Source organism: Aeromonas sp. R3-1, assembly GCF_040908345.1.
GTDB lineage: Bacteria > Pseudomonadota > Gammaproteobacteria > Enterobacterales > Aeromonadaceae > Aeromonas > Aeromonas veronii.
On the sequence record NZ_JBFODN010000075.1, the window covers coordinates 1 to 12566 of the forward strand.

Consider the following 12566-nt stretch of genomic DNA (forward strand, 5'->3'; position numbering starts at 1 on the left):
AAAGGCTGGGGTATCCATGATGGTAGACCTCAAGGTGATGGCCTACTTCAAGATTAGCCTTTCAACACGTAATTGGGACAGAGCCATAAAAAAGGGGAACCTGACGGTTCCCCTTTTTCGCGAAATCTGATGGTCGATTAACGACGCAGACCCAGCTTGGCGATCAGAGCAGCATAACGCTCGGAATCTTTACGCTTCAGGTAGTCCAGCAGCTTACGACGCTGGGAAACCATGCGCAGCAGACCGCGACGACCGTGGTGGTCCTTGGAGTGCTCTTTGAAGTGACCTTGCAGATGGTTGATCTGGGCAGTCAGCAGGGCAACTTGCACTTCGGGGGAACCGGTGTCGTTGGCGCAACGAGCGTTGTCAGCAACGATTTGAGCTTTGATCTCAGCATTTAGAGACATGGTAATACTCCAGTAGAGTGTTTAAAGGTTCACAGCCAATCTCTAATTCAGCCGTGAAATGAGGGCGGTATCATAATCGTCCCCGCCCCTTTTCGCAACGATAAAGAGGCGAAACGGGAAAGACGCGCTGATACCGCCTGAGGATCACTCCTCGTCGTGATAACGCACCAGTCGCTTGGGAGCGACGCGGCCATCATCATCAATCTCGCCAACCCCGATGAACTCGCGCTCCGGACCGACAGTCATGCGAACCTGACCGCTTTGCGGCGCACCCGCTACCTGCACGGCCTGGCCCTGATTCACATAGGCAGCCACAACCGCCAGCATGTTCACCTCGGGCAAGCTTGCCACGGCGGTGTCCATCGGCAGCAACAAAGGATCCAGCTGCTCGCGCGGCGGGATGCTCTCGGCCTTGGCCTGCTCGAAGATGCACTCGAGTTGCTCCAGAGTCAGCATCCGCTCGTACGGATAGCTGGCCACCTGGGTACGGCGCAACTGAGTCACGTGGGCACCACAGCCCAGCACTTCACCCAGATCATCCACAAGAGAGCGGATGTAGGTGCCTTTGCTGCAGTGCACTTCAAGGCGCACTTCATCACCTTCAAAGCTCAGCAGTTTGAGCTCGAATACGGTGATGGGACGGGCTTCTCGCTCGATCTCGATGCCTTCGCGGGCATATTCGTAGAGCGGACGGCCGTTGTGCTTGAGCGCGGAGTACATGGAGGGCACCTGCATGATGGGGCCACGGAACTGGTCCAGCGCCTCGATCAGGGTACCGACAGCCACGTTCACCGGACGGGTGGAGACCACCTCACCGTCGGAGTCGCTGGTGTTGGTGCGCTCGCCCAGTTTGGCGGTCACCTCATAGCGTTTGTCCGCTTCCAGCAGATACTGGGAGAACTTGGTGGCCTCGCCGAGGCAGATCGGCAGCATGCCGGTCGCCAGCGGATCCAGTGCGCCGGTGTGACCGGCCTTGGCGGCATTGTAGATGCGCTTGACCTTCTGCAACACATCGTTGGAGGTCAGGCCGGTCGGCTTGTCCAACAGCAGAATGCCGTGCACATCACGGCCCTTGAAACGACGTCTTCGGGTCATCTCAGGCTTTATCCTCAGTCGTGTCATCCGGTGCGGATTCAGCTTCTTCGTCACGGCCGGATTCGGCCATGCGACGCTTGTCTTCACGCACAGTGTTGGTCACCAGGTTGGAGAGACGCATCCCCTCGACCAGAGTCTGGTCGTAGTAGAAACGCAGCTCGGGCACCACGCGCAGACGCATGGCACTGCCCAGCAGACTACGGATATATCCGGCTGCTTCGGTCAGACCCTGCAAGCCTTCCTTGATGCGCTCGGCATCATTTTCCAGCTGCAAGAAGGTGACGTAAATCTTGGCATAGTTGAGGTCACGGGACACTTCCACATCGGAAACGGTCACCATGCCGATGCGCGGGTCTTTCACCTCGCGCTGCAGGATCAGCGCAATTTCACGCTGGATCTGCTGTCCGACCCGACGGGTCCGGCTGAATTCTCTGGCCATATTCTATCCTGCGATAAAAGGGGGCCGCGGCCCCCTATTTTGTCTAACTCTCGGCTTACAGAGTCCGTTGGATTTCAACAGTCTCGTAAACTTCGATCTGGTCGCCTTCGCGCACGTCGTTGTAGTTCTTGACCGCGATACCACACTCGTAGCCGTTGCGAACTTCGTTGACGTCATCCTTGAAGCGGCGCAGGGATTCCAGCTCGCCTTCATAGATAACCACGTTGTCACGCAGAACGCGGATACGGTTGGAACGCTTGACCACACCTTCGGTAACCATACAGCCGGCAACGGCGCCGAACTTCGGAGACTTGAAGACGCTACGCACTTCAGCCAGACCGATGATTTCCTGACGATACTCAGGGGCCAGCTTGCCGCTCATGGCCTGCTTCACTTCGTCGATCAGGTCATAGATGACGGAGTAGTAACGCAGATCCAGGCTCTCGGATTCGATGACCTTGCGCGCAGATGCGTCGGCACGGACGTTGAAACCAACCAGGATGGCGCTGGAAGCAGCAGCCAGGGTCGCGTCGGTTTCGGTGATACCACCTACGCCGGAACCCACGATCTTCACCTTCACTTCGTCGGTGGAGAGTTTAACCAGCGCATCGCAGATCGCTTCCACAGAACCTTGTACGTCGGCCTTGATCACCACGTTCACTTCGGACACTTCGCCCTCGGTCATGTTGGCGAACATGTTTTCCAGCTTGGCCTTCTGCTGGCGAGCCAGCTTGACTTCGCGGAACTTGCCCTGACGATAGAGCGCCACTTCACGGGCTTTCTTCTCGTCACGGACAACGGTGGCTTCGTCACCGGCAGAGGGAACGCCGGACAGACCCAGAATTTCCACCGGCAGGGACGGACCCGCTTCCTTGATCTCGCGACCCAGTTCGTCACGCATGGCGCGAACACGGCCGTACTCGAGACCACACAGAACGATGTCGCCCTGACGCAGAGTACCTTCTTGTACCAGTACGGTAGCAACCGGACCACGACCTTTATCCAGGAAGGATTCGATCACGACGCCGTTGGCCATGCCGTCAACCACCGCTTTCAGCTCCAGTACTTCAGCCTGGATCAGGATGGCTTCCAGCAGGTCGTCGATGCCTTCGCCAGACTTGGCGGACACGTGCACGAACTGGCAGTCTCCACCCCAATCTTCGGACATGACGTTGTAACGGGCCAGTTCGGTCTTGACGCGATCCGGATCCGCTTCCGGCTTGTCGATCTTGTTGACCGCAACAACCAGCGGCACACCGGCAGCCTTGGCGTGCTGGATAGCTTCGATGGTTTGCGGCATCACGCCGTCGTCAGCTGCAACAACCAGAACAACGATATCGGTCGCCTTGGCACCACGAGCACGCATGGAGGTAAACGCCGCGTGACCCGGAGTATCCAGGAAGGTGATCATGCCACTGTCAGTCTGGACGTGGTAAGCACCGATATGCTGGGTAATCCCACCGGCTTCGCCAGCAGCAACCTTGGCTTTACGAATGTAGTCGAGCAGCGAGGTCTTACCGTGGTCAACGTGACCCATGATGGTAACGACCGGTGCGCGCGGCTTGGCTTCGGAGGTCTCGTCACGATCGGACAGTACCGCCTCTTCCAGCTCGTTCTCACGACGCAGCACAACCTTGTGACCCATCTCCTCGGCGACCAGCTGAGCGGTCTCCTGGTCGATCACTTGGTTGATGGTGGCCATGGCACCCATCTTCATCATCACCTTGATGACTTCAACGCCCTTGACGGCCATCTTGTTGGCCAGCTCGGCCACAGTGATGGTCTCGCCGATGACGACGTCGCGGTTCACCACGGCAGCCGGCTTGTTGAAGCCGTGCTTCATGGCGTTCGGCATGGCAACCTTGCCGCGCTTGCCTTTACGGGCACGCGGGTTGCGAGAGTCGCGATCATCTTCACGACGACCGGCTTTCTTCGGTGCCTTGGCAGCTGCGGCAGTGCGGCGGCTGGTCTCTTCTTTCCGATCCAACTCGTCTTCTGCGGCTTGCGCATGCTTGTTGGTGGTCAGATGGTAGTCGCTGCTCTCTTTGGCGCGAGCGGCCTCTTCTTCAGCCCAGCGGGCTGCGTTCTGTTCCGCCATGAGACGAGCCTCTTCGGCTTTCTTCGCGGCGAGTTCTTCAGCTTTTTTCAAAGCTGTTTGTTCCTGTTGGCGCTTCAGTTCTTCTGCTTCGCGCTTGGCCATCTTTTCTGCCTCTTGCTGAGCTGTGCTACTGGCTGCTTTGGCGGGCTGTGAAGCCTGTCGAGCCTTTGATTGTGCCTCGATCCGCGCCTTTTCCTCAGCTTCACGACGAGCTTGCTCAGCCTCACGGCGAGCCTTCTCTTCAGCTTCGAGGCGAGCCTTCTCTTCGGCCTCGCGACGAGCTTTTTCTTCTGCTTCCAAACGCGCTGTTTCCTCGGCTTCCGCCTGACGCTGTTCATCTTCCAGCGCCGAGCGTCTTACATAGGTGCGAGACTTGCGCACTTCTACCTGCACTTCCTTGTTCTTGCCGCCAGTCCCCTGAACACTGATGGTGCTCTTGGTCTTGCGCTGCAAGGTCATGCGGGCAGGAGCGGCGACCTCGTCACCTCCATGCTGTTTCTTCAGGTGTGCCAGCAAAGCCTGTTTCTCAGACTCGCTGACCATGTCGTCGGCCTTGCTCTTGCTGATACCGGCATCGACAAACTGCTGGAGAAGACGATCAACCGGTGTGTCGATGTCAGTGGCAAGTTGTTTGACTGATACTTCTGCCATTCATTTTCCTCCGTTTGATCTTACTCGGACTGCTCTTCTCCGAACCAACAGATATTGCGAGCAGCCATAATGAGCTCACCTGCCTTCTCGGCAGTCAGCCCTTCAATATCAGCAAGGTCATCGATACCTTGCTCAGCCAAATCTTCCAGGGTGCCCACGCCACGGCCCGCCAGAGCGTAAGCCAGTTCGCGGCTCAGACCGTTCAGATTGAGCAGCTCTTCGGACGGCTCAACACCATCGAAAGACTCTTCTTTGGCCAGTGCCTTGGTAGTCAGGGCATCTTTGGCGCGCTTGCGCAGCTCTTCGACCATGTCTTCATCCAGACCGTCGATAGCCAGCAGCTCGTTGACCGGTACAAAGGCGATCTCTTCCAGGGTAGAGAAGCCCTCTTCCATCAGCAGACCGGCGAAATCGTCGTCGATATCCAGAGTACTGGTGAACAGGTTCATGATGCGGTCGTTTTCGGCCTGGTGCTTGGCACGCATGTCCTCAACGGTCATCACGTTCAGCTCCCAACCGGTCAGCTGGGAGGCCAGACGCACGTTCTGACCATTGCGACCGATGGCCTGAGCCAGGTTGGCAGCTTCCACGGCGATATCCATGGTGTGGTTGTCTTCATCAACGATGATGGAGGCCACATCGGCAGGTGCCATGGCATTGATCACGTACTGGGCCGGGTTGTCATCGTACAGCACGATGTCGGCGCGCTCACCGCTCAGCTCGGCGGAGACAGCTTGCACACGGGCACCGCGCATACCGATACAGGCACCGATCGGGTCGATACGACGATCGTTGGTCTTCACCGCGATCTTGGCGCGGGAACCCGGATCACGGGCAGCACCCATGATTTCGATCATCTCTTCACCGATCTCCGGTACTTCGATACGGAACAGCTCTTTCAGGAAGTCCGGGCTGGAACGGCTGACAAACAGTTGGGAACCACGGGCTTCCGGGCGTACTGCGTAGAGCAGGCCACGAACTCGGTCGCCCGGGCGGAAGGTTTCACGCGGCAACATGTCATCACGGAAGATCACGGCTTCAGCATTGCTGCCCAGATCCAGGATGACGTTGTCGCGGTTGCTCTTCTTGACCACACCACTGATGATGGTGCCTTCTTTATCTTTAAACTGATCAACTACTTGTGAACGCTCGGCTTCGCGCACTTTCTGCACGATAACCTGCTTGGCGGTCTGGGTAGTGATACGGTCGAAGGTCACAGAGTCGATCTGGTCTTCAACATACTCACCGATCTGGATTTCCGGCTGATCAATTTGTGCCGCTTCCAGGGTGATTTCAGCATAGGGGTTCTCCATCGCGGCTTGATCCGCAATGACGACCCAGCGGCGATAAGTGTCGTAGTCACCGGTCTTGCGATCGATTTCGACCCGAACTTCAATCTCGCCTTCATATTTCTTCTTGGTCGCAGTCGCCAGCGCGGTTTCCAGAGCCTGGAAGATCTTCTCGCGGGGTACCGCTTTCTCGTTGGATACTGCGTCAACGACCAGCAAAATCTCTTTATTCATATCCGATAGCCTCGTTAACCAAAGTTCGGCACTATGTTCGCTTTTTGGATATTGGTGAAAGCCAACACGTCGTCCTTACCATCTACTGTCAGGGTGATCATGTCGCCTTGCACAGCTTTGATTACGCCTTTGAACTTGCGGCGGTTGTTTGTTGCCATCCGAAGCGTTACCGCCGCCTCTTGGCCAACGTATTTTTCGAAATGGGCAACCTTGAACAGGGGACGATCCAGGCCGGGGGAGGATACCTCGAGGTAATACTCCTCGGTGATGGGATCTTCGACGTCCATGATGGCGCCAACCTGATGGCTGACCTCAGCACAGTTCTCGACAGTCACACCCTGCTCGCCGTCGATATAGACACGCAAGGTGGAGTGTTTACCCGCACGGATAAATTCAATACCCCAAAGTTCAAAACCCAAGGCAACGACCGGAGCCTCGAGCAGATCGGTCAAACGTTGTTCCAACGTAGCCAAAGTCACCCTCCGAAAAACAAAAAAAGGGCATAAAGCCCAGATAGATATCGATTCAGAGTAAATTGCACATAACAAAAAGCCCCGATGTCAAATCGGGGCTTGGCGCTTTACCCTGATTGTCGCCTCGCAGCGACCGCCTTCCTGAGCGTAGGAAATGCGTGAAATTTGGTTGCGGGGGCCGGATTTGAACCGACGACCTTCGGGTTATGAGCCCGACGAGCTACCATGCTGCTCCACCCCGCGTCCGAAATCGTGCGAGATTATAGCCACTTCACTCTCTCGATACAAGACTGACTGGCTATAATACACTCGGTTTCCCGAGCTCACTGCTTAATTGGTGCCGTGGGCGGGACTCGAACCCGCACACCCTAGAGCACTACCCCCTCAAGATAGCGTGTCTACCAATTCCACCACCACGGCAAAACTCTTACTCGGGAACGTCAGTATCTTTCTTCACTGGCGCTTTGGTCTGCTCAACCTGTTGGGTTTGTTGCAGATTCTCCCACTCACTACCCTGCTTGACCTTGTTGCTGGACATAGAGCCGAGCACCAAGCTGATAACAAAAAACAGAGTAGCCAAAATTGCTGTTGTTCGGGTCAGGAAACTGCCTGAACCACCGGAGCCGAATACTGTGTTCGATGCCCCTGCGCCGAAGGAGGCGCCCATATCAGCCCCTTTACCTTGCTGAATCATCACCAGACCAATCAGAGCCAGTGAAACCAGCAGATAAACGACTAAAAGAATCTCGTACATTTAACTTGCACCCTTTGCCGCTTCAACAATTCCTAAAAACGCATCGCTATCGAGGCTTGCTCCGCCAATCAGTCCGCCATCAATGTCGGGCTGTGCAAACAAATCTCTCGCGTTGCTCGGCGTTACGCTCCCACCATAGATGATTCTAACTTTCTCACCTATTACCGGAGTATCCTCCGCCAAGCGACCACGTATAAAGGAATGAACCTCTTGTGCCTGCTCGGGTGTGGCGCATTTACCTGTACCTACAGCCCAAATCGGCTCGTAGGCGATGATAGCATTATCGAAAGCCATCGCGCCATTTTTCTCTATGACGATATCCAGCTCTTCAGCGATCACCTCGAAGGCTCTTCTCGCCTGCCTCGCCGCACCTGACTCACCTAAACAGAGGATGGGAATCAAGCCTGCCGCTCTGGCTGCCGCAAACTTCTCTGCGACGATAAAACTGGTCTCACCAAAGAGACGCCTGCGCTCGGAGTGCCCTACCAATACATAACGACACCCTGCCTCAACCAGCATCTGACACGAGATTTCTCCAGTGTAAGCGCCAGTAGCGTGCTGACTCACATTCTGAGTCCCCAACTTTATTACTTTCTGCTCGTTGAGCAGTGAAGCGGTAAAGTCGAGATGCACATGGGAAGGACAGAGAACCACATCTACTTTTCCGTCAACGCCCTTCAGACACTGACTCGTAAACTGCTCTAACTGCGACCTACTACCGTGCAACTTCCAGTTGGCTGCTACAAACGGCTTGCGATGTCCCATCGGCAACTCCCTTGCGAAAGCGGGGCTGATAATATCCAGAGGATGCTCAGCTGACAAGTGCTATTTTTAAATTTTTGAATCGTTTGAACAAGATACAACCAGGGCGACTAAAAAGCCGCCCTGGTTGTTCATTAAAACGCCGATTCAACCTGTTTGGCGATGCGCTGAGCCATGTCACGAACCTGCTGTTCATGCTCCCCTTCGACCATGACCCGGATCAGCGGTTCGGTACCTGATTTACGCAACAGTACGCGACCACGACCAGCCAGCTCCTGTTCCACCTTGGCAACCTCAGCCATGACAGCATCTGCGGCCAGCGGATCCTTGCCTTCGGCAAAACGAACATTCACCAGCACCTGCGGGAACTTGCTCATGCCGGAGCGCAACTTGGCCAGCGGCATCTCGGCACTGCGCATGGCGGTAAGCACCTGCAAGGCAGCCACGATGCCATCACCCGTAGTGGTTTGATCAAGACAGATAATGTGGCCGGAGTTCTCGCCACCGATACGCCAGCCCTTCTCTTCCATCATCTCCAGCACATAGCGGTCACCTACCTTGGCACGGGCAAACGGAATACCCAGGGTTTGCAGCGCCAGCTCCAGACCCATGTTGGCCATCAGGGTGCCGACGACACCGCCTTTGAGGCGACCATTGCGCAGGGCATCGCGCGCGATGATATAGAGCACTTCATCACCGTCGATGAGATAGCCGGTATGGTCAACCATGATCAGACGGTCACCATCACCATCAAAGGCAACCCCCAGATCGGCCTTGCACTCCAGCACCTTGGCAACCAGTGCATCAGGTGCAGTCGAACCAACACCATCGTTGATGTTGAGACCATCCGGGGCACAGCCCATGGTGATCACTTCAGCACCCAGCTCGCGGAAAACCGACGGCGCAATGTGGTAAGTAGCGCCGTGGCCACAGTCGACCACCATTTTCACCCCATCCAGATTCATGTGAGAGGGGAAGGTGCTCTTGCAGAATTCGATATAGCGACCGGCGGCATCATCAATGCGCACCGCTTTGCCAAGTTCGGCCGACTCGACACACTTGAGCTCGTGATCCAGCTCGGCTTCGATAGCCAGCTCGACATCATCGGGCAGCTTGGTGCCATCGGCGGAGAAGAACTTGATGCCGTTGTCGTAGAAGGGGTTGTGGGAAGCGCTGATGACGATGCCAGCTTCGGCACGGAAGGTGCGAGTCAGGTAGGCAACCGCCGGCGTGGGCATGGGCCCCATCAGAATGGCTTTAAGGCCTGCCGCGGAGAGCCCCGCTTCCAGCGCGGATTCCAGCATGTAACCGGAGATGCGGGTATCTTTGCCAATCAGCACCTTTTTGGTGCCCTTCTTGGAGAGCACCTTGCCGGCAGCCCAACCCAATTTCATTACAAAATCAGGAGTGATCGGGTATTCGCCAACCTTGCCGCGCACACCATCAGTACCGAAATACTTTCTTGCCATTGTCTGTTCTCTTTATTATCTGGAAATAAAATCTTGTCCCGTCATTGCCAGCCAACCGACGCGCAATGCGTCCATGGTCTCCCGTACATCGTGTACCCTGATGATGCGGGCCCCATGCTGCATGCCGATAAGGGCGCATGCCAGACTGCCCGCCAGACGCTCATCCACCGGACGGCCCAGCAGGTTGCCTATCATAGACTTTCGCGACATCCCCACCAATAGCGGTAAGCCATAATCAAGCAGTTCCTTTTGAGCCACCAACAGCTGATAGTTGTGTGCAAGGGTTTTGCCAAAGCCATATCCCGGATCCAGCAACAGCTCTTCACGACGGATCCCGACCGCCAGACAAGCCGCAATACGCTCATCAAAAAAGGCGCGTACCTCCCCGATCAGGTCGTCATAGTGCGGCTCGACTTGCATGGTTCTCGGCTGCCCCTGCATATGCATCAGACAGACCGGAACCCGAGCTTCGGCCGCGGCTTGCAGTGCTCCAGGTTCTTGCAGTGCCCGCACATCGTTGATCAGATGGGCACCCATCTTGCAACCCTCCCGCATCACCGCCGCTTTGGAGGTATCGAGGGAGATCATCACATCCAGCTCACGGACCATCTGCTCTACGACAGGAATGACCCTGTCCAGCTCCTCCTGCTCGCTCACATCGGGCGCACCAGGGCGGGTTGACTCGCCACCGATGTCGATGAAGGTTGCACCGTCAGAGACCATCTGGCGCGCATGGGCCATTGCCCGTTCAAACTGGTTGAAATTACCGCCATCAGAGAAGGAGTCGGGCGTCACATTGAGGATCCCCATAACATGGGGACGATCGAGGGAGAGGCTGAGCCCCTTGCTGGTTAACTGCATTTTCACGTCCATCTGATAAAGAAAAACCCCGGGCAAGCCCGGGGTTTGGAGAGTCACAATTATTTGGCCGGCGCGTCGTTGGCTTTGTCGATAGTGACATCCGCCACCGGTGCAGCCTCATCGGCAGGTTTGGCCTCGGCAGCCACGGTGGAACCGCCTTGCGGGGTATCACCGTGCTCGTCATGCCAGTTGCTCGGAGCACGTACCTCGCGACGCGCCATCAGATCATCGATCTGTTTAGCGTCGATGGTCTCGTACTTCATCAGCGCATCTTTCATGCTGTGCAACACGTCCATGTTATCCAGCAGGATCTGCTTGGAACGGGCGTAGTTGCGGTCGATGACCTGCTTGACCTCGGCATCGATGACGCGAGCGGTATCGTCGGACATGTGCTTGGCCTTGGCCATGCTGCGACCAAGGAACACCTCGCCATCTTCTTCCGCATAGAGCATTGGGCCGAGACGCTCGGACATACCCCACTGGGTCACCATCTTGCGTGCAATCTCGGTCGCCCGCTCGATATCGTTGGACGCGCCGGTCGATACCTTCTCGGCACCGTAGATCAGCTCTTCTGCCAGGCGACCGCCATACAGACTGGAGATCATCGACTCCAGATGCTGCTTGGAGTGGCTCCAGCGATCCTGCTCCGGCAGATACATGGTCACACCCAGCGCACGACCGCGCGGAATGATGGAGACCTTGTAAACCGGGTCATGGTCAGGAACGAGACGACCAATGATGGCGTGACCGGCTTCATGATACGCAGTCATCTCTTTTTCGGACTCTTTCATCACCATGGAGCGGCGTTCCGCACCCATCATGATCTTGTCCTTGGCCTTCTCGAACTCGGCCATGGAGACCACTCGGCGGCTCTCGCGGGCAGAGAAGAGGGCTGCTTCGTTGACCAGGTTGGCCAAATCCGCACCGGAGAAACCGGGGGTACCACGGGCAATCAGTGCCGGATTGACGTCATCCGCCAACGGAACTTTGCGCATGTGCACTTTCAGAATTTGCTCGCGACCACGGACATCCGGCAGACCGACAACAACCTGACGGTCGAAACGGCCCGGACGCAGCAGTGCCGGATCCAGTACGTCAGGACGGTTGGTGGCAGCAATGACGATGATGCCTTCATTGCCTTCAAAGCCATCCATCTCGACCAGCATCTGGTTAAGAGTCTGCTCACGTTCATCATGACCACCACCCAGACCGGCGCCACGCTGGCGACCGACCGCATCAATTTCATCGATGAAGATGATGCAGGGGGAAGATTTCTTGGCCTGTTCGAACATGTCACGCACCCGGGAGGCACCGACACCGACGAACATCTCCACGAAATCGGAACCAGAGATGGTGAAGAACGGCACCTTGGCCTCGCCCGCAATGGCCTTGGCCAGCAAAGTCTTACCGGTACCGGGAGGACCAACCAGCAGCACACCGGTCGGGATCTTGCCACCCAGTTTCTGGAATTTGCTCGGGTCGCGCAGATAGTCGACCAGCTCCTTCACCTCTTCCTTGGCTTCATCGCAACCTGCAACATCAGCAAAGGTGGTCTTGATCTGATCTTCGCTCATCAGGCGAGCCTTGCTCTTGCCGAACGACATGGCACCTTTGCCACCGCCGCCCTGCATCTGACGCATGAAGAAGACCCAGACACCGATCAGCAGCAGCATCGGGAACCAGGAGATGAAGATAGAGGTCAACAGAGACGGCTCTTCCGGCTTCTCACCCATCACTTTGACATTGTGATTGAGCATGTCGTTGAGCAGCTGGGGATCCGGCGCAGGGATAATGGTGGTGAATCGTTCACCAGTACGCTTGACGCCATTAATGACCTTACCGTCCATCCGCACTTCACGGATCTGCTCTTGGGTCACCTCTTTAACGAAGCTGGAATAGTCCAGCTGGCGACTGGTGGTATCGCTGGGGCTGAAGCTATTGAACACCGACATCAAAACGACGGCGATGACCAGCCACAGGATTAAGTTTTTCGCCATGTCACTCAAATCAGTAACCTCGCAGACTGACAGTTAA

General features: G+C 56.3%; 11 protein-coding genes and 2 tRNA genes. All 13 read right to left on the reverse strand.

Annotation, left to right across the window (positions count from 1 at the left end; translation table 11 throughout):
* Positions 1 to 137 precede the first annotated feature (137 nt).
* Positions 138 to 407 (reverse strand): 30S ribosomal protein S15, encoded by a 270-nt coding sequence (gene rpsO / locus AB5Y85_RS04795; protein ID WP_005338797.1) that lies wholly within the window; start codon positions 405 to 407, stop codon positions 138 to 140.
* Positions 408 to 551: 144 nt separating this feature from the next.
* Positions 552 to 1502, reverse strand: a complete 951-nt coding sequence (gene truB / locus AB5Y85_RS04800) for a tRNA pseudouridine(55) synthase TruB (RefSeq protein WP_005338798.1) — start codon at positions 1500 to 1502, stop codon at positions 552 to 554.
* Position 1503: 1 nt separating this feature from the next.
* Positions 1504 to 1941, reverse strand: a complete 438-nt coding sequence (rbfA, locus tag AB5Y85_RS04805) for a 30S ribosome-binding factor RbfA (protein WP_005338799.1) — start codon at positions 1939 to 1941, stop codon at positions 1504 to 1506.
* A gap of 55 nt (positions 1942 to 1996) precedes the next feature.
* Complete coding sequence (infB, locus tag AB5Y85_RS04810) at positions 1997 to 4690, reverse strand: translation initiation factor IF-2 (protein WP_005338806.1); 2694 nt, start codon at positions 4688 to 4690, stop codon at positions 1997 to 1999.
* A gap of 20 nt (positions 4691 to 4710) precedes the next feature.
* The gene (gene nusA, locus AB5Y85_RS04815; RefSeq protein WP_005338808.1) at positions 4711 to 6213 is read right to left on the reverse strand and encodes a transcription termination factor NusA; all 1503 of its coding nucleotides are present in this window, start codon (positions 6211 to 6213) and stop codon (positions 4711 to 4713) included.
* A 14-nt stretch (positions 6214 to 6227) separates the two neighbouring features.
* Positions 6228 to 6686 (reverse strand): ribosome maturation factor RimP, encoded by a 459-nt coding sequence (gene rimP, locus AB5Y85_RS04820; protein ID WP_005338809.1) that lies wholly within the window; start codon positions 6684 to 6686, stop codon positions 6228 to 6230.
* A 166-nt stretch (positions 6687 to 6852) separates the two neighbouring features.
* Positions 6853 to 6929: transfer RNA gene (locus tag AB5Y85_RS04825), tRNA-Met, on the reverse strand.
* Positions 6930 to 7021: 92 nt separating this feature from the next.
* Positions 7022 to 7106, reverse strand: a tRNA-Leu gene (locus tag AB5Y85_RS04830).
* 7 nt (positions 7107 to 7113) lie between these two features.
* On the reverse strand, positions 7114 to 7440 hold the full coding sequence (gene secG, locus AB5Y85_RS04835; protein ID WP_005338811.1) for a preprotein translocase subunit SecG: 327 nt from the start codon (positions 7438 to 7440) through the stop codon (positions 7114 to 7116).
* Entirely contained in the window at positions 7441 to 8205 is a 765-nt protein-coding gene (tpiA, locus tag AB5Y85_RS04840; RefSeq protein WP_368221236.1) for a triose-phosphate isomerase, read from the reverse strand.
* A gap of 131 nt (positions 8206 to 8336) precedes the next feature.
* Positions 8337 to 9671 (reverse strand): phosphoglucosamine mutase, encoded by a 1335-nt coding sequence (gene glmM, locus AB5Y85_RS04845; RefSeq protein ID WP_005338823.1) that lies wholly within the window; start codon positions 9669 to 9671, stop codon positions 8337 to 8339.
* 15 nt (positions 9672 to 9686) lie between these two features.
* Positions 9687 to 10532: a dihydropteroate synthase gene (gene folP, locus AB5Y85_RS04850; RefSeq protein ID WP_257687230.1), complete on the reverse strand. Its 846-nt coding sequence runs from the start codon at positions 10530 to 10532 to the stop codon at positions 9687 to 9689.
* A 59-nt stretch (positions 10533 to 10591) separates the two neighbouring features.
* Positions 10592 to 12538: an ATP-dependent zinc metalloprotease FtsH gene (gene ftsH, locus AB5Y85_RS04855; RefSeq protein WP_042060094.1), complete on the reverse strand. Its 1947-nt coding sequence runs from the start codon at positions 12536 to 12538 to the stop codon at positions 10592 to 10594.
* Positions 12539 to 12566: the final 28 nt, after the last annotated feature.